The 20634-nt window shown below is 37.3% G+C and carries 22 protein-coding genes; 17 read left to right on the plus strand and 5 right to left on the minus strand.

The genetic code is table 11. The annotated features are described in order from the left end of the window. Positions 1–164 precede the first annotated feature (164 nt). Together recF and yaaA are read right to left on the minus strand one after the other, a co-directional pair. On the minus strand, positions 165–1256 hold the full coding sequence (gene recF, locus QM928_RS03735; protein ID WP_371608106.1) for a DNA replication/repair protein RecF: 1092 nt from the start codon (positions 1254–1256) through the stop codon (positions 165–167). A gap of 2 nt (positions 1257–1258) precedes the next feature. Then, the gene (gene yaaA / locus QM928_RS03740) at positions 1259–1627 is read right to left on the minus strand and encodes a S4 domain-containing protein YaaA (RefSeq protein ID WP_075231086.1); all 369 of its coding nucleotides are present in this window, start codon (positions 1625–1627) and stop codon (positions 1259–1261) included. A gap of 161 nt (positions 1628–1788) precedes the next feature. Between yaaA and yfmF the strand changes: the two genes are divergently transcribed. From yfmF to tsf, 12 genes are all read left to right on the plus strand, one after another. After that, complete coding sequence (yfmF, locus tag QM928_RS03745) at positions 1789–3039, plus strand: EF-P 5-aminopentanol modification-associated protein YfmF (protein WP_371608105.1); 1251 nt, start codon at positions 1789–1791, stop codon at positions 3037–3039. Further along, a complete protein-coding gene (gene yfmH, locus QM928_RS03750; protein ID WP_371608104.1) occupies positions 3036–4319 on the plus strand; it encodes an EF-P 5-aminopentanol modification-associated protein YfmH in 1284 nt (427 codons plus the stop codon). Before yfmF ends, yfmH begins: the two co-directional genes overlap by 4 nt. A gap of 37 nt (positions 4320–4356) precedes the next feature. Next, positions 4357–5181, plus strand: coding sequence for a cytoskeleton protein RodZ (rodZ, locus tag QM928_RS03755; protein WP_414294541.1), 825 nt, complete (start codon positions 4357–4359; stop codon positions 5179–5181). 12 nt (positions 5182–5193) lie between these two features. Next, the gene (pgsA, locus tag QM928_RS03760) at positions 5194–5733 is read left to right on the plus strand and encodes a CDP-diacylglycerol--glycerol-3-phosphate 3-phosphatidyltransferase (RefSeq protein WP_049530373.1); all 540 of its coding nucleotides are present in this window, start codon (positions 5194–5196) and stop codon (positions 5731–5733) included. Between the two features lie 2 nt (positions 5734–5735). Continuing rightward, positions 5736–6563, plus strand: a complete 828-nt coding sequence (locus QM928_RS03765; protein ID WP_414294542.1) for an energy-coupling factor ABC transporter ATP-binding protein — start codon at positions 5736–5738, stop codon at positions 6561–6563. Then, positions 6548–7387, plus strand: a complete 840-nt coding sequence (locus QM928_RS03770) for an energy-coupling factor transporter ATPase (protein ID WP_414294543.1) — start codon at positions 6548–6550, stop codon at positions 7385–7387. Before QM928_RS03765 ends, QM928_RS03770 begins: the two co-directional genes overlap by 16 nt. Further along, positions 7380–8174: an energy-coupling factor transporter transmembrane component T family protein gene (locus QM928_RS03775; RefSeq protein WP_414294544.1), complete on the plus strand. Its 795-nt coding sequence runs from the start codon at positions 7380–7382 to the stop codon at positions 8172–8174. The genes QM928_RS03770 and QM928_RS03775 overlap by 8 nt, the downstream gene beginning before the upstream one ends. Before the next feature lie 21 nt (positions 8175–8195). Beyond that, on the plus strand, positions 8196–9017 hold the full coding sequence (mreC, locus tag QM928_RS03780) for a rod shape-determining protein MreC (protein WP_414294545.1): 822 nt from the start codon (positions 8196–8198) through the stop codon (positions 9015–9017). Further along, positions 9014–9508 carry a rod shape-determining protein MreD gene (mreD, locus tag QM928_RS03785; protein WP_153224649.1) on the plus strand — a complete coding sequence of 165 codons (495 nt, stop codon included), beginning with the start codon at positions 9014–9016 and terminating at the stop codon, positions 9506–9508. Before mreC ends, mreD begins: the two co-directional genes overlap by 4 nt. Before the next feature lie 91 nt (positions 9509–9599). Beyond that, the gene (gene pcsB, locus QM928_RS03790) at positions 9600–10805 is read left to right on the plus strand and encodes a peptidoglycan hydrolase PcsB (protein WP_153224650.1); all 1206 of its coding nucleotides are present in this window, start codon (positions 9600–9602) and stop codon (positions 10803–10805) included. A 373-nt stretch (positions 10806–11178) separates the two neighbouring features. Next, positions 11179–11961 (plus strand): 30S ribosomal protein S2, encoded by a 783-nt coding sequence (gene rpsB / locus QM928_RS03795; protein ID WP_000268462.1) that lies wholly within the window; start codon positions 11179–11181, stop codon positions 11959–11961. A gap of 78 nt (positions 11962–12039) precedes the next feature. After that, positions 12040–13080, plus strand: coding sequence for a translation elongation factor Ts (gene tsf / locus QM928_RS03800; RefSeq protein ID WP_000808094.1), 1041 nt, complete (start codon positions 12040–12042; stop codon positions 13078–13080). Between the two features lie 229 nt (positions 13081–13309). On the opposite strand, the gene cysK is transcribed toward tsf, so the two are convergent. The 3 genes from cysK to QM928_RS03815 form a co-directional block, all read right to left on the minus strand. Beyond that, positions 13310–14236, minus strand: coding sequence for a cysteine synthase A (gene cysK / locus QM928_RS03805; RefSeq protein WP_153224651.1), 927 nt, complete (start codon positions 14234–14236; stop codon positions 13310–13312). 96 nt (positions 14237–14332) lie between these two features. Beyond that, entirely contained in the window at positions 14333–14776 is a 444-nt protein-coding gene (locus QM928_RS03810; protein ID WP_414294546.1) for a PH domain-containing protein, read from the minus strand. A 16-nt stretch (positions 14777–14792) separates the two neighbouring features. Next, on the minus strand, positions 14793–15428 hold the full coding sequence (locus tag QM928_RS03815; protein WP_414294547.1) for a YigZ family protein: 636 nt from the start codon (positions 15426–15428) through the stop codon (positions 14793–14795). 55 nt (positions 15429–15483) lie between these two features. Between QM928_RS03815 and QM928_RS03820 the strand changes: the two genes are divergently transcribed. The 5 genes from QM928_RS03820 to rplI all read left to right on the plus strand — a co-directional run bounded on the left by QM928_RS03820 (position 15484) and on the right by rplI (position 20634). Further along, positions 15484–16782, plus strand: coding sequence for a DEAD/DEAH box helicase (locus QM928_RS03820; protein WP_414294548.1), 1299 nt, complete (start codon positions 15484–15486; stop codon positions 16780–16782). Then, positions 16779–17441, plus strand: coding sequence for a ComF family protein (locus QM928_RS03825; protein WP_414294549.1), 663 nt, complete (start codon positions 16779–16781; stop codon positions 17439–17441). The genes QM928_RS03820 and QM928_RS03825 overlap by 4 nt, the downstream gene beginning before the upstream one ends. A gap of 79 nt (positions 17442–17520) precedes the next feature. Beyond that, positions 17521–18063, plus strand: coding sequence for a ribosome hibernation-promoting factor, HPF/YfiA family (gene hpf / locus QM928_RS03830; RefSeq protein ID WP_045762429.1), 543 nt, complete (start codon positions 17521–17523; stop codon positions 18061–18063). A gap of 148 nt (positions 18064–18211) precedes the next feature. Further along, the gene (locus QM928_RS03835; RefSeq protein WP_414273472.1) at positions 18212–20185 is read left to right on the plus strand and encodes a DHH family phosphoesterase; all 1974 of its coding nucleotides are present in this window, start codon (positions 18212–18214) and stop codon (positions 20183–20185) included. Further along, complete coding sequence (gene rplI / locus QM928_RS03840) at positions 20182–20634, plus strand: 50S ribosomal protein L9 (protein ID WP_414294550.1); 453 nt, start codon at positions 20182–20184, stop codon at positions 20632–20634. The genes QM928_RS03835 and rplI overlap by 4 nt, the downstream gene beginning before the upstream one ends.

The raw sequence follows: 20634 nt of genomic DNA on the forward strand, positions 1-20634 counted from the left end.
AAGCTCCTTGAAGCTATGACCTTGCTTCCTAAGTTCATAGATCTGGACTTTATCCTCATAAGTTAATTTCATAACAAAACACCCCAAAAGTTAGATTTTTTCTGTCTAACTTTTGGGGTGCAGTTCATTTGACAGGAGATTTTTTTATTACAATATTGTAAATATTAGTTTACAGACAATTGACCATCTTTTACTGTAAATACACTGAGATTATCAGGTAAGTTCTGAAGATGCTCTAAACTAGTTGTAGTAATAAAGGTTTGAATGTTTTGAGATATAGTCTCTAATAATTTAAGTTGACGAGTATTGTCAAGTTCACTCATAACATCGTCAAGTAAAAGAATAGGCGCTTCCTTGGTAATACTCTCCATCAACTCAATTTCAGCTAGTTTGATAGAGAGGACAAGGCTACGATGCTGTCCTTGACTGCCAAAACTTGCTTCTATACCGTTGATTAAGAAAATCATATCATCTCGATGAGGACCAACTCCAGTATTCTTCTTAAATAAATCTCTTGATCTACTTTTTTGAAGTGCTGCATAGAAAGATTCTGCTAGTTTTCCCTTGTCAGTGAAGTTTACGGATGGTTGATAACGAATTGACAACTCTTCTAATTGGTCTGAAATATCAAAGTGCTTTTCACGACCAAAAGATTCCATTTTTTTTATAAATTCTTCTCTGTGGACCATCACCCGACAACCGTAGTCTACTAGCTGGTCATCTAGAACAGATAAAAATGTTTCGTCAATCTGATTCGCTGATTTTAAGTAGGTATTTCTTTGTTTGAGCACATGGTTGTAGCTTGACAAGTCTGACAAGTATATGGGTTTGATTTGTCCTAGTTCCATATCTATAAACTTACGTCGGATAGCAGGTGCTCCTTTGACAAGTTGTAAATCTTCGGGTGCAAATAGAACAACATTCATGTGTCCAATATAGTCAGATAGCCGAGCTTGTTTTAAGTGATTAACTTTAGTAATCCGACCTTTTGGAGTCAAGTCAATCTCAAGTGGAACAGTAGCCGTTCGTTTTTGAAGAATTCCAGAAACTTGAAGCTGTTCTTCTTCAAATTGAATTAAATTTTTGTCTGTCTTTGTCCGATGGCTTCTAGTTAAAGCTAAAAAGTAAATACTTTCCAGGAGATTGGTTTTGCCTTGTGCATTTCGACCAACAAATACATTCAATTTAGGATTAAATTCAATTTCAGTATCCTGATAGTTTCGAAATTGTTTGATGGATAAATTTTTCAGCCACATACTTATCTACCTGGGAAACGTGGCGCAGTTTTTGTTTCAGCTTTCTGGGTCTTTTTTGTTGGCTTTTTTTTGACCGTCTTATTCATTTCTTTGACAAGTTTAGCCACACGTTCTTTCTCAAGTTTTTCTTGAAGATATTCTTCCTGTTCTTCTTGACTAGGTTGAGTCAAAATGATGTGGATTTTCAAATCAGGAATGTCGATGGAGTCTCCGATTCTTACTTTTTTCCCACGACGATTTTCCAATTCGCCATTAAAGTAGACAAGATGCTCAGCTAAAAAGGATTTAATGGCTCCGCCACTGTGTATAATACCAAGTTCTTTCAAGAGAGCTTGGAGAGTGATAAATTCTTCAAATAATTTGTATTCCATAGTTCACCTCAATCTTTGGTATTATACCATATTTTACCTTGAAATGGCAGAGGTAAATTCATTAGAAATGAAAGCGATTTTAATTCTAAAAGGAATAAAGAGAACAAGAAAATTTTCTCTTTTCATGGTATAATAGAACTCTATGTAGAAGGAGGTAAGCGATGGAGTTAGTACCTGGAATTGCAGTGCATTTTATCCAATCAAAAAAATTTAAAACTAATAAAATTACTGTGCGTTTCACAGCTCCATTGTCTTTGGATTCAATTTCAAGTCGCATGTTAAGTGCCAGTATGTTTGAAACTGCCAACCAAAGTTATCCAACTGCTCAACTGTTTAGAAAACGTTTAGCAACCTTGTATGGAACTGATTTGTCAGCGCACGCCTATCGAAGAGGACAAAGTCATCTTGTGGATTTGAATATTACCTATGTGCGTGATGAATTTTTAAGTAAGAAAAACGTATTAACTTCTCAAATTTTAGAATTACTGCACCAGGTTCTGTTTACACCATTGTCGGATGAGGATGGATTTGAGAAAAATGCTTTTGACATCGAGAAAAAACAGATCTTATCAAGGCTAGAATCAGAATTGGAAGACCCATTCTTCTTTGCACATAAAGAGTTAGATCAATTGTTTTTCCAAGAAGAATCAATGCAGCTAGTTCCAAAAGATTTGATTTCTAGAATTTCAGAAGAGAATTCAAAAACATGTTTTTCAAGCTATCAAAAAATGCTAAAAGAAGACCAAATAGATATTTTCTTCTTAGGCGATTTTAATGAAATTGAAGTTTTAGAGTTTTTACATAAATTTCCGTTAATAGGTCGTAAATCAGCTGTAAACATTCAATATCAGCAACCCTATTCTAATATTCTTAGAGAAGGTATTGTTAGAAAGAGATTAGGACAGTCTGTTTTAGAGATGGGCTACCATAGTTCAGTGGCATATGGTGATGAAGAACAGATGGCAGTGCTTTTTGTCAATGGTCTTTTAGGAGCCTTTCCTCATTCGAAACTATTTACCCAAGTGAGAGAAAAAGAAGGACTGGCCTATACGGTATCAAGTCATTTGGATCTCTTTAGTGGATTTTTACGATTGTTTGCTGGAATTGATCGGCAAAATCGAAACAAAGTAAGAAAATTGATGAATCATCAGTTACTTGACATAAAAAATGGCAAGTTTACAGATAAGGAAATTGATCAGACCAAACAAATGATTCGTCGATCCTTACTACTTGCTCAGGATAATCAAGATTCTATCGTCGATAAATATTATCTGTCAACTTTTTTTGGGAAGGCGAATCTTGACACAAAATCTTTAATCGATAAGCTTGAACAAGTTGATAGAGAAGCAATTTGTGAAGCAGCAAACAGTTTTAAGTTGCAGGCTATTTATTTTATGGAAGGAGCAGAATGACCAGACCTACTTTTCAAAAGAAATATTATCCTGCTGTAAAAGAAACTTTGTATCAAACTAGATTAGAAAATGGTTTGACAGTTACTTTACTACCTAAAAAGGACTTTAACGAGGTTTATGGCGTTGTAAGTGTCCAAGTCGGTTCTGTTGACACAAGGTTTACAGTGGATGATAAGGACTTACAACAATATCCACAAGGAATCGCTCATTTCTTAGAACATAAGCTTTTTGAAAGAGAAGATTCTGGAGATGTTATGGCAGCTTTTACAGAGTTGGGTGCTGAAAGTAATGCCTTTACGAGCTTTACGAACACTAGCTATCTTTTCTCGACTTCTGAAAATGTTCTAGAGTGTTTAGATTTGCTAGAAGAACTTGTCACTACTTTCAATATGACTGAAGAATCTGTGGAACGCGAAAAGGATATCATTCAACAGGAAAGAGAAATGTATCAGGATGATCCGGATTCTTGTCTATTTTTCAAGACTTTGGCAAATCTCTATCCAGAAAGTTCTTTAGCTTCAGATATTGTTGGTAGTGAAAACTCTATTGATGCTATTTGTTTGGAGGATTTAAAAGAGAACTTTAAAGAGTTTTACAGACCTGTCAATAGTAATATCTTTTTAGTGGGGAATTTTGATTTTGAACTCCTTGAAGATTATTTTGCTAAGAAATCTCATCCTCAAGAAAAAAAACATGAGTTTAAGAGAGAAAAAATACCTTTACATCCTGTAAAGACTACTGAAAGTTTACGGATGGACGTGGCTTCTCCAAAACTAGCAATCGGTATTAGAGGAAATGAAGATATCGGAAGTCGAGATCAGTATCGTTATCATCTTTTATTGAAATTGTTGTTTACAATGATGTTTGGTTGGACTTCACAAAGATTTCAAAAATTATATGAGACAGGTAAACTGGATGCTTCCCTGTCTCTAGAAATAGAAGTTGATCCTCGTTTCCATTTTGTGATATTAACAATGGATACAAAGGAACCTGTGGCACTTTCTCATCAATTTCGTAAAGCTATTCGCAATTTTATGAAAGATGAGGATGTAACTGAGGATCACTTGGATATTGTAAAAACTGAGATGTATGGAGAATTTCTTCATAGTATGGATTCCCTAGAATACATTGCCACTCAGTATCATCCAACCGATACAGGTTCTACCCTGTTTGACCTTCCTAAACTTTTGCAGGAAATTACTCTTGAGGATGTTCTAGAAGCAGGACATGATTTGATAGATAATAGCGACATGGTTGATTGTACAATTTTTCCGATATAATCGCTAGAAAATACACTAGAAAGAAGGAATGTTAAGTATGAGAAAAAAAACAATTGGCGAGGTCTTACGCCTTGCAAGGATTAACCAAGGACTGAGCTTAGAGGAATTGCACAGAAAGACAGATATTCAGCTGGATTTGTTGGAGGCAATGGAGTCAGATGATTTTGACAAACTACCGAGTACTTTTTATGCTCGTTCATTTTTGAGAAAGTATGCTTGGGCTGTTGAATTAGATGAAAATATCGTTCTAGATGCCTATGATTCGGGAAGTATGATTACTTATGAAGAAGTTGATGTAGATGAGATTGAACTTTCAGGACGTAGACGGTCTAATCGAAAGAAAAATTCATTTCTCCCGCTATTTTACTTTGTTCTTTTTTCTTTATCAATTTTAATTTTTGTAACCTACTATGTGTGGAATTATATTCAAACCCAACCAACTGCGTCTTCTGCAGCAACTTATAGTGTTGTGAGTTCAACAAGTAGCTCTAGTAGTGTAGAATCAAGTAGTAGTCAAGCTACTAGTTCATCAAGTTCGAGTGAGGCAACTACTTTGACTGTTTCAGGTCAGGGAGATGCTTTATCAGTGGAATATAAGACATCTAAAGATTCTGCGGAGCTTCAATTATCTGTAACAGATGCAACAAGCTGGATTAGTGTTTCGGATACTGATTTAGCAGGAGGAGTGACTCTTGAACCTAATAATAAAACAGCTAAAACAACCATTTCTAAAGGATCTCCAGTAACCATAACATTGGGTGTTGTTAAAGGAGTGTCGGTGAAAATTGATAATAAGGAAATTGACACTTCAAAATTAACTGGTCAAACTGGTTGGATTACTCTAACATTAAGTTCAAACTAAAGGAAGGATAACATGAAAAAAGAGAATATTCCTAATATGCTTACGCTTGGTAGAATTTTATTTATTCCGATTTTTATTCTCCTTCTATCAGTTGGACCATCTCCTGTGTTACATAAAATAGCAGCAGTTATTTTTGCTATTGCCAGTATCACTGACTATCTAGATGGTTATTTAGCTAGAAAATGGCAAGTGGTTAGTAATTTCGGAAAGTTTGCGGATCCAATGGCTGATAAGTTATTGGTCATGTCAGCCTTTATCATGTTGGTTGGTCTAAAGATGGCACCAGCTTGGGTGGTAGCAGTTATTATCTGCCGTGAACTTGCTGTCACCGGTTTACGCTTGCTCTTAGTTGAAACAGGAGGTACTGTTCTAGCTGCTGCTATGCCTGGAAAAATCAAGACATTTAGTCAGATGTTTGCGATTATATTCTTGCTACTTCACTGGAATGTGCTTGGTCAGATAACTCTTTATATTGCCTTGTTCTTCACAGTTTATTCTGGTTATGATTATTTCAAGGGAAGCGCATATTTGTTTAAAGGAACCTTTCGTTAGATATGGAATCGATTATTGAGATAAAAGACCTGTCTTTTCGATATCAGGCAGATCAAGAACATTATGATGTTCATAACATTTCGTTTCACGTGAAACGTGGAGAATGGTTGTCTATCGTTGGTCATAATGGTAGTGGAAAATCAACGACAGTTCGCTTGATTGATGGTTTGCTCGAGGCTGAATCTGGAGAAATTTGGATAGACGGTGATTGCCTAACTCCAGAAAATGTCTGGGAAAAAAGACGTAAGATTGGTATGGTCTTTCAAAATCCTGATAACCAATTCGTAGGAGCAACTGTTGAAGACGACGTTGCTTTTGGACTGGAAAATCAAGGAATCCCACTTGAAGAGATGAAGAAACGCGTTTCTGAGGCTTTATCATTGGTTGGAATGGCTGAATTTGCTAAAAAGGAACCAGCCCGCTTGTCAGGAGGTCAGAAACAGAGAGTAGCTATTGCAGGTGTTGTTGCTCTGCGACCAGATATTTTAATCTTGGATGAGGCTACAAGTATGTTGGACCCTGAGGGACGATTAGAGTTGATTAAGATAGTCCAGAAGATTCGCAAAGACCATCAGATGACAGTCATCTCCATTACGCATGATCTGGATGAGGTGGCCATGAGTGACAGAGTTTTGGTGATGAAAAAAGGAGAAGTCGAGTCAACTAGCACTCCTAGAGAGTTATTTTCTAGATCGGATTTAGATCAAATTGGCTTAGATCAACCCTTTGTCAACCAATTAAAAGATTCGCTACGCACTAGTGGCTTGAAATTACCAGAGCACTACCTGACCGAGGAGGAGCTCGAGGAGGCTTTATGGGAATTATTCTAGAGAATGTTAGTTATACGTATCAAGAAGGAACGCCGTTTGCCTCAGCTGCCTTGTCCGACGTCAGTTTGTCAATAGAGGATGGCTCTTATACTGCGATTATTGGGCATACAGGAAGTGGGAAATCTACAATTCTACAACTCTTGAATGGTTTGTTGGTTCCTACAGAGGGAAGTGTTCGTGTCTTTGATACATTGATTACACCAACATCCGTCAATAAGCAAATTCGTCAAATTCGCAAACAAGTTGGGTTGGTATTTCAGTTTGCAGAAAATCAAATATTTGAGGAAACTGTCCTAAAAGATGTGGCTTTTGGACCTCAAAATTTTGGAGTTTCTGTAGAAGAGGCAGAAGCTATCGCGCGTGAAAAACTAGCTTTAGTAGGAATCGATGAATCCCTCTTTGAACGAAGTCCATTTGAACTTTCAGGGGGACAAATGAGACGGGTTGCTATTGCTGGAATTTTGGCGATGGAGCCTAGCATTTTGGTCTTAGACGAACCAACAGCTGGTTTGGATCCAATTGGTCGAAAAGAGTTGATGGACTTGTTTAAAAAGCTTCATCAAAATGGCATAACAATTGTTTTAGTAACCCACCTTATGGATGATGTGGCCGAATTTGCTGACCAAGTTTATGTGATGGAAAAAGGGAAATTAGTTAAGGGTGGGAAGCCAAGTCTTGTCTTTCAAAATGTCGAATTTATGGAAAAAATCCAACTGGGTGTTCCTAAAATCACACGATTTGCTCAAAGGCTAGCTGACAGAGGAATTTCTTTCGAACAATTACCGATAACGATAGAGGAGTTTAAGGAGTTTATCAATGGATAATATGATTTTAGGTCGATACATACCAGGAAATTCGATTATTCATCGTCTAGATCCTCGTAGTAAGTTAATAGCAATGATTTTATTGATCATCATTGCTTTTTGGGCCAATAATCCAATTACAAATTTCATACTCTTCATTGCAACAGGCATATTTGTCGTTTTATCAGAAGTTCCCTTATCTTTTTTTATAAAAGGTTTGCGATCTATGTTTTTTCTGATTGCTTTTACAACCCTTTTTCAACTGTTCTTTATATCTGGTGGTCAAGTCTTGTTCGAGATGGGATTTATAAAAATTACAAGCTATGGTATTGAGCAGGCAGGAATTATTTTTTGTCGTTTTGTGTTGATTATCTTTTTCTCAACCTTGCTAACCTTGACGACCATGCCACTTAGTTTGGCAACAGCAGTTGAATCCTTGCTTGGACCTTTAAAAAGATTTAAGGTTCCAGTTCATGAGATTGGGCTCATGTTGTCTATGAGTTTGAGATTTGTACCAACCTTGATGGATGATACGATTCGAATCATGAATGCTCAAAAGGCGCGTGGTGTAGATTTTGGAGAAGGAAATGTAATTCAAAAGGTTAAGGCTATGATTCCTATTTTGATTCCTTTGTTCGCTACCAGTTTGAAACGAGCAGACTCTCTTGCTACAGCTATGGAAGCTAGGGGGTATCAAGGTGGGAATGGACGCAGTCAGTATCGACAGTTAAATTGGATGAACAGAGACAGTATAGCGCTATTATTTGTTTGTGTATTGGGTGCAATTCTATTTTTGCTAAAATCTTAGAATATAATATAAGGTAGAGGTATGAACCATTTTAAAAAATCAAAATATATCATTGTTCTATTTGTCGTTGTATTAGTAGTATCCGTTTTTTTAGTGACAACACAATCAAGTGCAGTTGTAACAAAAGCTGGAGATGGCATTTCATTAGTCGATAGAATAGTGCAAAAGCCTTTTCAATGGCTTTCTTCCGTAAAATCTGATTTAGGTCGTTTGACCAGAACCTATAACGAGAATGAAACTCTCAAAAAAGAACTCTATCAGATGAAGAAGGAAACGAATGAAGCAGACAGTCTGAAGGAAGAAAATGAGCAACTGCGTCAGTTATTGGATATGAAGTCAAAATTGAGTGCAACCAAGTTAATTGCTTCTGACGTCATCATGAGAACTCCTGCAACCTGGAAACAAGAGTTGACAATTGATGCAGGTTCTCAACAAGGCGTGACAAGCAATATGCTTGTGATTGCTGGTGGGGGACTGATTGGAAGCGTGGGAAAGATTGAAGATAACTCTACTGTGGTCAACTTATTAACCAACGCTGAAAATACGGAGAAAATCTCCGTTAAAATTCAGCACGGTTCGACTAGTATATATGGTATTATCATTGGGTACGACAAAGAAAAAGACTTGCTTAAAATAAGCCAGTTAAATAGTAGTAGTGATATCAGTCAAGGAGACAAGGTAGTAACTGGTGGTCTTGGTAATTTTAATGCTACTGACATTCCAGTAGGTGAGGTCGAATCTGTGACGCATAGCAATGACTATCTGACAAGAGAAGTGTTAGTCAAACTTCAGTCTGATTCAATGAATACCAAAGTCGTAGAGTTAGTGGGGAATCCATCATGAGACTGTTGAAGCAGATAGGAATGTTTTTGCTCTTGCCTATAGTTGTATTAATAGACAGTCATTTAGGGCAATTTGTAAATAGTTTTTTTCCACATTTTCAAATTGTGAGTCACTTTATCTTCATCTTCTTGTTGTTTGAAACTATTGAAGTATCGGAGTATCTATTTTTAGTTTATTGCTTATTTATTGGTCTTATATACGATATTTATTTTTTCCATTTAGTAGGGATTGCTAGTCTACTTTTCGTTATAATTGGCGCAATTATTTATAAAAATAATGCGATCATTTTATCAAATAGATGGACTAGACTATTAGCTATTTTAATGATGACTTTCTCTTTTGAATTTGGTAGTTTTCTTCTAGCGCAAATGATTGGATTAACTGCTGAAAGTATAACAGTCTTTATCGTTTATGGTCTAGTTCCGTCAATGATATTAAACTGTCTATGGATGTTAGTTTTCCAGTTTATTTTTGAAAAAATATATCTATAAGAAAGAAACAAAACTGTAATAAAGGCGTAATATTTATTAGGCCTTTTTTTGATATACTAGTATTGTCTTAAAAGAAGGAGTATTCACACTTATGAAGAAAAAAATCCTAGCATCACTTTTGTTAAGTACAGTATTGGTCTCACAAGGAGCTGTTCTTTCAAGTGTTAAAGCAAATACAACAGATGAAAAGATTGCTGCTCAAGATAGTAAAATTAGTAACTTGACAGCTCAACAGAAAGAAGCTCAAAAACAAGTAGACGAAATTCAAACTAAAGTTTCAGCTATTCAATCAGAGCAAGAAAAATTGCAATCTGAAAACGAAAAACTTCAAGAAGAATCTAAAAAACTTGAAGGTGAAATCGCAGAGCTTTCAAAAAATATTGTAGCTCGTAATGCATCGCTTGAAAACCAAGCTCGTAGTGCACAAACGAACGGAACTGCTACAAGCTACATCAATACGATTATTAACTCTGACTCAATCACAGAAGCTATTTCTCGTGTAGCAGCTATGAGTGAAATCGTATCAGCAAACAATAAAATGTTGCAGCAACAAAAAGAAGATAAGAAAGCTATCTCTGAAAAACAAGTTGCAAACAACGAAGCAATCAATACAGTCATTGCTAACCAACAAACACTTGCTGACGATGCTCAAGCTTTGACAACAAAACAAGCAGAATTGAAAGTAGCTGAGTTAAATCTTGCAGCTGAAAAAGCTACAGCAGAAAATGAAAAAACTAGCTTGTTGGAGCAAAAAGCAGCAGCAGAGGCAGAAGCTAAAGCGGCAGCAGAGGCAGAAGCAGCTTATAAAGCTAGACAAGCAAGTCAACAACAATCAGTTGCAGCATCAGCAAATACAAGCTTTGCTGCACAAGTGCAAGCAACTTCAAGTTCTTCATCATCAGATGATGATTCAAGCTACACACCTGTAGCTACTCGTACAACATCACGTCCAACATATAGTACAAATGCTTCAAGTTATCCAACTGGTGAATGTACTTGGGGAGCTAAAACATTGGCACCTTGGGCTGGAGATTACTGGGGTAACGGAGCGCAGTGGGCAACAAGTGCAGCTGCAGCAGGATTCCGTACTGGTTCTCAACCACAAGTTGGTGCGATTGCATGTTGGAATGATGGAGGATATGGACACGTAGCGGTTGTTACAGCTGTTTCATCATCATCAAGTATTCAGGTATCTGAATCTAACTACGGTGGAGATCGTACAATTGGTAACAAACGTGGATGGTTCAACCCAACTACAACTTCTGAAGGTTATGTTACTTACATCTATCCAAACTAATGAAAAAATTGAGACTCAGATTGGGTCTCTTTTCTTATTTATAAGATGGTGAAATCCCAAGTTTGAGTTTTCGCTAAATACCCAAACTAAGTTCCACCGCTAGTACGAGTGGAAGTTAATCTGATAAAAATTGTAAAAAACAGTGGAATTCCGTGTCAGAGTAAGTTCCACTATGGTAGAAGTTAGTCTGAGACGTTTGAGTTTTCATTGAAAAACTAGCAAAATTACTTGAAAAAAAGGCTCAACTATGATACAATGTAATTTGTCGTGTAAACGATAATACTCATTCTTGATGAATTGTGAAGCTGTTGCCTTCAGGTCGTTTTGCAAGCTGAAATCAAGAAGAGGAAAAAAACAAAAAGGAGAAATACTCATGGCAGTAATTTCAATGAAACAACTTCTTGAGGCTGGTGTACACTTTGGTCACCAAACTCGTCGCTGGAACCCTAAGATGGCTAAGTACATCTTCACTGAACGTAACGGAATCCACGTTATCGACTTGCAACAAACTGTAAAATACGCTGACCAAGCATACGATTTCATGCGTGATGCTGCAGCTAACGATGCAGTTGTATTGTTTGTTGGTACTAAGAAACAAGCAGCTGATGCAGTTGCTGAAGAAGCAGTACGTTCAGGTCAATACTTCATCAACCACCGTTGGTTGGGTGGAACTCTTACAAACTGGGGAACAATCCAAAAACGTATCGCTCGTTTGAAAGAAATCAAACGTATGGAAGAAGATGGAACTTTTGAAGTTCTTCCTAAGAAAGAAGTTGCACTTCTTAACAAACAACGTGCACGTCTTGAAAAATTCTTGGGTGGTATCGAAGATATGCCTCGTATTCCAGATGTAATGTACGTAGTTGACCCACATAAAGAGCAAATCGCTGTTAAAGAAGCTAAAAAATTGGGAATCCCAGTTGTAGCGATGGTTGACACAAACACAGATCCAGACGATATCGATGTAATCATCCCAGCTAACGATGACGCTATCCGCGCAGTTAAGTTGATTACAGCTAAATTGGCAGACGCTATCATCGAAGGTCGCCAAGGTGAAGATGCTGTTGCAGCAGTTGAAGCAGAATTTGCAGCTTCAGAAGCTCAAGCAGACTCAATCGAAGAAATCGTTGAAGTTGTAGAAGGCGACAACGCTTAATTCATATAAATAGTAATTACCTAGGAGGGCGGGGCTTAGCCCGGCTCTCCTATTTTTTAAAAATATAGGAGAATCAAAATGGCAGAAATTACAGCTAAACTTGTTAAAGAGTTGCGTGAAAAATCTGGTGCTGGTGTTATGGACGCTAAAAAAGCATTGGTTGAAGTTGAAGGCGATATCGAAAAAGCGATCGAATTGCTTCGCGAAAAAGGTATGGCAAAAGCAGCTAAGAAAGCTGACCGTGTTGCTGCAGAAGGTTTGACTGGTGTTTATGTTGACGGTAACGTTGCAGCAGTTGTTGAAGTAAATGCTGAAACTGACTTCGTTGCGAAAAACGCTCAATTTGTTGAGTTGGTAAACGCAACAGCTAAAGCAATCGCTGAAGGAAAACCAGCTAATAACGAAGAAGCTCTTGCTTTGACAATGCCTTCAGGTGAAACTCTGGAAGCAGCTTATGTGTCTGCAACAGCAACTATCGGAGAAAAAATCTCATTCCGTCGCTTTGCTTTGATTGAAAAAACAGATGCACAACACTTCGGAGCATACCAACACAACGGTGGACGTATCGGTGTTATCTCTGTAATCGAAGGTGGAGACGAAGCACTTGCTAAACAAATTTCAATGCACATCGCTGCTATGAAACCAACAGTTCTTTCATACAAAGAGTTGGATGAGCAATTTGTTAAAGATGAGTTGGCACAATTGAACCACGTTATCGACCAAGATAACGAAAGCCGTGCTATGGTTGGTAAACCAGCTCTTCCACACTTGAAATATGGATCAAAAGCTCAATTAACTGATGAAGTGATTGCTCAAGCTGAAGCTGATATTAAAGCTGAGTTGGCTGCAGAAGGCAAACCAGAAAAAATCTGGGATAAAATCATCCCAGGTAAAATGGATCGTTTCTTGCTTGACAACACTAAAGTTGACCAAGCATACACACTTCTTGCACAAGTTTACATCATGGATGACAGCAAGACAGTTGAAGCTTACCTTGAATCAGTTAACGCTTCAGTAGTTGAGTTCGCTCGCTTTGAAGTTGGTGAAGGTATCGAAAAAGCTGCAAACGACTTTGAAGCAGAAGTTGCAGCTACAATGGCAGCAGCCTTGAATAACTAATAAAAAAGTAAGGAAGCTAATCTGCTTCCTTTTCTTTTGTTGGAAGGGGACCTATATGAATCCTTTTTTTATTTTATACTCTTCGAAAATCAAAATCAAACCACGTCAGCTTCGCCTTGCCGTACTCAAGTACAGCCTGCGGCTAGCTTCCTAGTTTGCTCTTTGATTTTCATTGAGTATTAAAAGGTAAACAAAAAGCCCCATACAAGGGCTTAGTGTATTTAGGAGACTACACTTCGAATTCATAGAGTGCTGTAGATAGGTAACGTTCTCCGTTATCTGGTGCAAGCGCAAGGACTTTTTTACCTGCTCCAAGTTTTTTAGCGACTTCAATTGCTGCATAGATAGCTGCTGCAGAAGAAATACCGACTAAGAATCCTTCTTTTCCACCGATTTCACGGCCAAGTGCAAGAGCGTTATCTGATGTTACACGAACGATACCATCGTAAGCTTTTGTATCAAGTGTATCTGGAATGAATCCAGCAGAGATACCTTGAATTTTGTGAGGACCTGGCTTTTCACCAGACAAGATAGCTGACTCGTCTGCCTCAACAGCAAAAACTTGAATGTTTGAGTTAGCAGTTTTAAGAGCATGAGAAACACCAGAAATAGTTCCTCCAGTACCAACACCAGCAACAAAGGCGTCTAAACCATCAGCTCCGAAATCAGCTAGAATTTCAGCTCCTGTTGTTCTTTCGTGAACCTCTGGGTTAGCTTGGTTATTAAACTGTAATGGTAGGAAACCATCACGCTCAGCAGCAATTTCCTGCGCTTTTGCAATCGCACCTTTCATTCCTTCGCTACCAGGAGTGAGGACTAGTTCAGCTCCATAAGCTTGGATAATTTTACGACGTTCCACGCTCATTGTTTCAGGCATAACGATAACAACTTTGTAACCTTTAGCGGCACCAACCCATGAGAGACCAATACCAGTGTTCCCACTAGTTGCTTCTACAATGGTAGAACCTGGTTTCAATTTACCTTCTTGTTCTGCTTTTTCAATCATGCTTAGGGCGATACGGTCCTTAACTGACGATCCTGGGTTAAAAGCTTCAAGTTTTACATAAACATCTGCTGCACCTTCTGGTACAATGTTATTTAATTTAACAATCGGTGTTCTACCGATGAGTTCTGTGATATTGTTATAAATTGCCATATTAGCACCTCTTTATATAAGATGCTACTAGTATAACGCTAACTTTAACTTTTGTAAAATATAGAAATCCTATCGGAGTGATAGGATTTTTTTATATCAGTGATTCAAACCATTCATATTCAAACGATTATGATAAGCTAAGTCAAATAGATAGGTGTAAAGAGGTACAATATCAGTTTTCTTTGGAAATTCAAATTTGTGAGAATTAAAATGCTCATTGTGAGATTTTAAAAAGGCATTTTCTAAATAAGTAATCGTAATCTCGCTATCATCAATCCCAAGTCCAGCAGTTTCCATTTCAACATTGACGATGTTCATGAGGAAAATTGATTTGATAGACATCTTCCGTCCGGTTGCCCCTTGTTTATCTGTAAAGATGATTCGGATATTAGTAAAGATAATTGAATCACGAATGAGTTTATATCCGCTTTGAATTTCCTCCTTGTCCAATAAATACTGTCCAAATTCTTTGGTAAGAGCCTCTTTACTTTGTTCACTAAAGTTTCCAGCTAATCCCTGAATTAATCTTCCAAAAGCCATATGATATTTCCTTTCTTTACGATAGATTTACAGGTACTTCAACTTCACGTAAACCTTTGTCAGTTAGAGTAACTTTTCCATTGAAAAATTCAATGAGATCAGCCTTGATATCGTCTTTCCTTTCTTTGTCAACGAAAATCATTGTGTCAACTTGGTCTGTAAAGTTTGTCTCTAATTCTATAAGATTATGCTCTTTAAGAAAATTCCCATATTCTTGATACTGGGCATAGGTCATGTGAATCTGTATCCCTGCCTGCTCTTTGATTTCAATAATGCCAATTTCCTTAACTGCTAGGGCAACACTACCAGCATAAGCGCGAATCAAACCACCAGCCCCTAGTTTGATACCACCAAAATAACGAGTAACTACAACACAGACATTAGTAAGGTTGTGATTCTCCAGAACTCCTAGCATAGGAACGCCAGCAGTTCCACTAGGTTCTCCATCATCACTAGTTCGCTTGATTTCACTACGCTCACCGACAATAAAAGCAGAGCAGTTGTGGGTAGCTTTATAGTGTTCTTTTTTGATAGCTGTGATAAAGTCACGAGCTTCTTCCTCACTATAGACACGTTTGGCATGACAGATAAAGCGTGATTTTTTGATTTCTTCTTGGACTTGTCCGTCCTCTTTTATAGTTCTGTATTCCATATTTTTATTGTACTAAAAAATAGCGTAAAGTTCTACATTTTACGAATAAAGAAATATGAAAGTAAATCCAAATTATCTCGGTCGCCTTTTTACCGAGCAAGAATTAAGTCATGAGGAGAGACAACAAGCAAAACAAATTCCATCCATGAAAAAAGAAAAGGGACAACTATCTTGTCAGCGTTGTGGTAGTCAGATAGAAGAGGAATGGCATTTGCCTATTGGTGCTTTTTATTGTCGAGAATGCTTGATTATGAAGCGAATAAGAAGTGATCAAAAACTCTATTACTTTCCGCAAGAATGTTTTCCCAAACAAGATGTACTCAAATGGTCAGGTCAACTGACTCCATTTCAAGAGCGGGTATCACAAGGCCTCCTTCAGGCGGTAGATAAGAAGGAGGCTACCTTGGTACATGCAGTGACAGGAGCTGGTAAGACTGAGATGATCTACCAAGTTGTCGCTAAGGTGATTGATCAAGGTGGAGCTGTTTGTCTGGCCAGTCCACGAATTGATGTTTGCCTAGAGCTCCATAAACGACTACAAAATGATTTTGCATGTGATATTGCGCTACTACATGGGGAGTCGGATCCCTATTTTCGTACACCTTTAGTTGTAGCAACCACTCACCAACTATTAAAATTTTATGAAGCTTTTGATTTATTGATTGTGGATGAAGTGGATGCCTTTCCTTATGTTGATAATCCAGTGCTTTACCATGCTGTCAACAATTGTGTAAAGGAAAATGGATTGAGAATATTTTTAACAGCAACGTCAACAGATGAGTTAGATAGAAAAGTTAAACAAGGGGAGTTAAAGCGTCTCAGTTTACCTCGTCGCTTTCATGGAAATCCTCTCATTGTTCCCAAGCCAATCTGGTTATCGCATTTTAATAGATATTTAGAAAAAAATGACTTACCTCCAAAATTAAAACTTTACATTGAGAAACAGAGAAAGACGGCCTATCCCTTACTAATCTTTGCCTCTGAGATTAAAAAGGGAGAAAAGCTAAAAGAAATTTTGCAGGCGAAGTTTCCGAATGAGAAAATAGGCTTTGTATCTTCAATCACAGAAGACAGATTAGAGCAGGTACAGGCCTTTCGAGATGGAGAGTTGACGATATTAATAAGCACAACTATATTAGAGCGTGGAGTTACCTTCCCTCGTGTAGATGTTTTTGTGGTGGAAGCCAATCATCAACTCTTTACCAAGTCAAGTTTAGTACAAATTGGTGGGCGAGTTGGAAGAAGCATGGATCGTCCTACTGGAGAACTGATATTTTTCCATGACGGACTCAATCTGTCCATTAAGAAAGCCATAAAGGAGATTAAGCAAATGAATCAGGAGGCAGGAGTATGAAGTGTTTATTGTGTGGTAAAAATTTGCAAAAAGAGATAACCTTTACTAACCTGCTCTGTTTGAAAAAGGAGGAGGAACTAGTCTGTGAATCCTGTATTTCGTCTTTCGAGAGCATTGGTGGTAATCATTGTCCGAGTTGTTTTAAAAAAGGAATGTCAATCATCTGTCAAGATTGTCAATTTTGGTGTAAAAAAGGTGTAAAGGTTGATCATGTGGCTCTTTATTCCTATAATCAGGCCATGAAAGAATATTTTAGTCGCTATAAATTTGATGGTGATTATCTTCTTAGAAAGGTATTTTCTGAGACATTGCAAAAAGAGTTAAAGAAGTATAAGAACTATCAGATTGTGATTGTTCCTCTGAGTGACCAGCGTTTAAAAAGCAGAGGTTTTAATCAAGTTGAAGGTTTGATAAAGGATACTGGGTTAGCATATCTGGATATTTTGGTTAAAAAAGAAGTGGAGGCTAGTTCTTCAAAAAATCGATCGGATCGCTTACTTGCAGAATTTCCCTTTTTGCTGAAAGATGGCGTGAAGCTTCCAGAAAATATCTTACTATTTGATGATATTTATACTACTGGAACTACCTTGAATCGTCTTAAAAGTATGCTATTAGAGGCTGGTTGTCAGAATATTAAAACTTTTTCCCTCGCAAGATGAGGAAAAAGTTTGCAAAAAAAATATGAAAGCGTTATAATATAGTTAGAAAAACAAATATGTTTAGAAAGAAGGTACTTATATGATTAAATATAGTATCCGTGGTGAAAACCTAGAAGTAACAGAAGCAATTCGTGATTATGTAGTTTCTAAACTCGAAAAGATCGAAAAATACTTCCAAGCAGACCAAGAATTGGATGCGCGTGTTAACTTGAAAGTTTACCGTGAAAAGACTGCTAAAGTTGAAGTAACCATTCCGCTTGGATCTATTACTCTTCGTGCAGAAGATATTTCTCAAGATATGTACGGTTCTATTGATTTGGTGACAGATAAGATTGAACGTCAGATTCGTAAAAACAAAACTAAAATTGAACGTAAGAACAGAAATAAAGTATCTACAAGTCAACTCTTTACAGATGCTTTAGTTGAGGACTTAGATGTAGCACAACCAAAAGTTGTTCGTTCAAAACAAATTGATTTGAAACCAATGGATTTGGAAGAAGCTATCTTACAGATGGATTTATTGGGACATGACTTCTTCATCTATGTAGATGTTGAAGATGAAACAACAAATGTTATCTATCGTCGAGAAGATGGAGATATCGGTCTTCTAGAAGTTAAATAATCAAAAAAATTAGTCTGTAAAGGTGGTTTACACTAGTGTAAACCACTTTTTAGTTTGGATATTTTACGATTATCTGAATATAGGGTTCCCTCTTTAAAAGTCGCTTTTTGGCTACATTTGTGGTATAATAATGCGCAAGAGGTTTGTAATGAAAAAAAATGAAATAAATCCCTTTTTTATGTATCTGATTGCTATGGTAACCTTTACGATTATGACCATTTTGATTGTATTAGTAAAGGATAATCTGATCACTATAGCAAGTCTATTTTTATTTATTGTATTCTATGTTTTGCTATTTAATTTCCAGAAAAAATATTACAAAAAAACAGATATCGAGCAAATCCAGTATGTCAATCATCAGGCTACTGATAGTTTGAGTGCCCTCCTAGAGCAAATGCCTGTCGGAGTTGTTAAATTAAACATGAACAGCAGTGAGATTGAATGGTTCAATCCCTATGCGGAATTAATTTTAACAACTGAGGATGGAGAAATTGATTTTCCTCAATTTCAAAAGATTTTAAAGAGTTCGATTTCTACTCCAGGGGCTTATGCCATTGTTGGGGAGAAACGATATGCAGTGCATTTAGATAGAAATTCAGGTGTCTTATACTTTTTTGATGTTTCTGGTGAGTATGAGGCTACTGCTGAGCTTGTGACAAGTAGACCGGTAATCGGGATTATCTCAGTTGATAACTATGATGATTTGGAAAATGAAACGTCTGAATCAGACATTAGTCATATTAATAGCTTTGTTGCAAATTTTGTTTCAGAATTTAGTACAAAACATGCCATGTTTTCTCGTAGAGTGAGCATGGATCGGTTTTATCTATTTACTGACTACACTGTACTTGATCACTTGATGCAGGATAAGTTTTCTGTTATTGATACCTTTCGTGAGGAAGCTAAGCAACGAAATTTGCCACTAACGATGAGTATAGGAGTTTCCTATGGTGATGGGAATCATGACCAGATTGGGAAGGTTGCTCTCCTCAATCTCAACTTAGCGGAAGTTCGTGGTGGTGACCAAGTAGTTGTAAAAGAGAATGATGAAACCAAAAATCCAATCTACTTTGGAGGTGGTTCAGCAGCATCTGTTAAACGAACTCGGACACGAACTCGTGCTATGATGACAGCTATCTCAGATAAACTTAAAAGTGTCGATCGAGTTTTTGTTGTTGGTCACAAGAATCTTGATATGGATGCTCTTGGTTCAGCAGTTGGAATGCAGTTGTTTTCGAGTAATGTACTAGAAGATAGTTATGTGGTTTATGATCCTACACAGCTGTCTCCAGATATCGCTCGAGCGGTCAATTATTTGGAAGATGAGGGTGTTTCAAAACTTCTTCCTTTAAATCAAGCGATGACAATGGTTACCAAACGCTCCTTACTGGTGATGGTTGACCATTCTAAGACAGCTTTAACATTATCCAAAGAGTTTTATGACTTGTTTACCCAGACGATTGTCATTGACCATCATCGTCGTGACCAAGATTTTCCAGATAATTCGGTCATTACCTATATCGAGAGTGGAGCTAGTAGTGCTAGTGAACTAGTAACAGAATTGATTCAATTTCAAAACTCTAAGAAGAAACGTTTGAGTCGTATTCAGGCTAGTGTTCTTATGGGGGGAATGATGTTGGATACTAAAAATTTCACCTCTCGGGTAACTAGTCGAACTTTTGATGTTGCAAGTTATCTCAGAACGAGAGGGAGTGATAGCATTGTCATTCAGGAAATTTCAGCTACTGATTTTGAAGAATATCGATTGGTAAATGAACTCATTTTGCAGGGGCAAATGGTACAGCCATCAATCCTGGTTGCTCAAGCTTTGGAGGATAAAGAGTACGATACGGTTGTTATTAGTAAGGCTGCTGATGCTATGCTTGCCATGTCTGGTATAGAGGCCAGCTTTGTACTTGCTAAGAATAGTCAAGGAGCAATCTCCATTTCTGCGCGAAGCAGAAGTAAGATCAATGTCCAGCGAATTATGGAAGAGTTAGGTGGCGGTGGTCACTTTAACTTAGCTGCAGCGCGGTTGACAGATATGAGCCTGCAAGAAGCAGGAGATAAACTGAAAACAGTTATTTTTAATGAAACAAAAGAAAAGGAGTCAGAAGAATGAAAGTAATCTTTTTAGCAGATGTTAAAGGTAAAGGGAAAAAAGGTGAAATTAAGGAAGTGCCAACTGGATATGCACAAAACTTTTTAATTAAGAAAAACCTTGCTAAGGAAGCTACAGCTCAAGCCATTGGTGAGTTGCGTGGTAAGCAAAAATCAGAAGAAAAAGCACATGCAGAGATGCTTGCAGAAGCGAAGGAAATTAAAGCAAAACTGGAAGCAGAAGAAACAATCGTTGAGTTTGTCGAAAAAGTTGGTCCAGACGGACGAACTTTTGGGTCAATTACTAACAAGAAGATTGCAGAAGAATTGCAAAAACAATTTGGTATTAAAATTGATAAGCGCCACATTCAAGTTCAATCACCAATTCGAGCAGTTGGTTTGATTGATGTTCCGGTTAAGATTTATCAAGATGTAACAAGTGTAATCAATCTGCGTGTCAAGGAAGATTAA

The organism is Streptococcus infantis, assembly GCF_047460405.1.
GTDB classification, from domain to species: Bacteria; Bacillota; Bacilli; order Lactobacillales; family Streptococcaceae; genus Streptococcus; species Streptococcus infantis_Q.

What these genes read in the sequence shown, in the direction of transcription:
- QM928_RS03775 (WP_414294544.1), top strand. Translation starts at nt 7,380, where the DNA reads ATGGATAATATGATTTTAGGTCGATACATACCAGGAAATTCGATTATT.
- yfmF (WP_371608105.1), top strand. Translation starts at nt 1,789, where the DNA reads ATGGAGTTAGTACCTGGAATTGCAGTGCATTTTATCCAATCAAAAAAA.
- QM928_RS03825 (WP_414294549.1), top strand. Translation starts at nt 16,779, where the DNA reads ATGAAGTGTTTATTGTGTGGTAAAAATTTGCAAAAAGAGATAACCTTT.
- rpsB (WP_000268462.1), top strand. Translation starts at nt 11,179, where the DNA reads ATGGCAGTAATTTCAATGAAACAACTTCTTGAGGCTGGTGTACACTTT.
- pgsA (WP_049530373.1), top strand. Translation starts at nt 5,194, where the DNA reads ATGAAAAAAGAGAATATTCCTAATATGCTTACGCTTGGTAGAATTTTA.
- QM928_RS03815 (WP_414294547.1), bottom strand. Translation starts at nt 15,428, where the DNA reads ATGGAATACAGAACTATAAAAGAGGACGGACAAGTCCAAGAAGAAATC.
- QM928_RS03835 (WP_414273472.1), top strand. Translation starts at nt 18,212, where the DNA reads ATGAAAAAAAATGAAATAAATCCCTTTTTTATGTATCTGATTGCTATG.
- yfmH (WP_371608104.1), top strand. Translation starts at nt 3,036, where the DNA reads ATGACCAGACCTACTTTTCAAAAGAAATATTATCCTGCTGTAAAAGAA.
- QM928_RS03770 (WP_414294543.1), top strand. Translation starts at nt 6,548, where the DNA reads ATGGGAATTATTCTAGAGAATGTTAGTTATACGTATCAAGAAGGAACG.
- QM928_RS03810 (WP_414294546.1), bottom strand. Translation starts at nt 14,776, where the DNA reads ATGGCTTTTGGAAGATTAATTCAGGGATTAGCTGGAAACTTTAGTGAA.
- QM928_RS03765 (WP_414294542.1), top strand. Translation starts at nt 5,736, where the DNA reads ATGGAATCGATTATTGAGATAAAAGACCTGTCTTTTCGATATCAGGCA.
- yaaA (WP_075231086.1), bottom strand. Translation starts at nt 1,627, where the DNA reads ATGGAATACAAATTATTTGAAGAATTTATCACTCTCCAAGCTCTCTTG.
- cysK (WP_153224651.1), bottom strand. Translation starts at nt 14,236, where the DNA reads ATGGCAATTTATAACAATATCACAGAACTCATCGGTAGAACACCGATT.
- recF (WP_371608106.1), bottom strand. Translation starts at nt 1,256, where the DNA reads ATGTGGCTGAAAAATTTATCCATCAAACAATTTCGAAACTATCAGGAT.
- rplI (WP_414294550.1), top strand. Translation starts at nt 20,182, where the DNA reads ATGAAAGTAATCTTTTTAGCAGATGTTAAAGGTAAAGGGAAAAAAGGT.
- tsf (WP_000808094.1), top strand. Translation starts at nt 12,040, where the DNA reads ATGGCAGAAATTACAGCTAAACTTGTTAAAGAGTTGCGTGAAAAATCT.
- rodZ (WP_414294541.1), top strand. Translation starts at nt 4,357, where the DNA reads ATGAGAAAAAAAACAATTGGCGAGGTCTTACGCCTTGCAAGGATTAAC.
- QM928_RS03820 (WP_414294548.1), top strand. Translation starts at nt 15,484, where the DNA reads ATGAAAGTAAATCCAAATTATCTCGGTCGCCTTTTTACCGAGCAAGAA.
- mreC (WP_414294545.1), top strand. Translation starts at nt 8,196, where the DNA reads ATGAACCATTTTAAAAAATCAAAATATATCATTGTTCTATTTGTCGTT.
- hpf (WP_045762429.1), top strand. Translation starts at nt 17,521, where the DNA reads ATGATTAAATATAGTATCCGTGGTGAAAACCTAGAAGTAACAGAAGCA.
- mreD (WP_153224649.1), top strand. Translation starts at nt 9,014, where the DNA reads ATGAGACTGTTGAAGCAGATAGGAATGTTTTTGCTCTTGCCTATAGTT.
- pcsB (WP_153224650.1), top strand. Translation starts at nt 9,600, where the DNA reads ATGAAGAAAAAAATCCTAGCATCACTTTTGTTAAGTACAGTATTGGTC.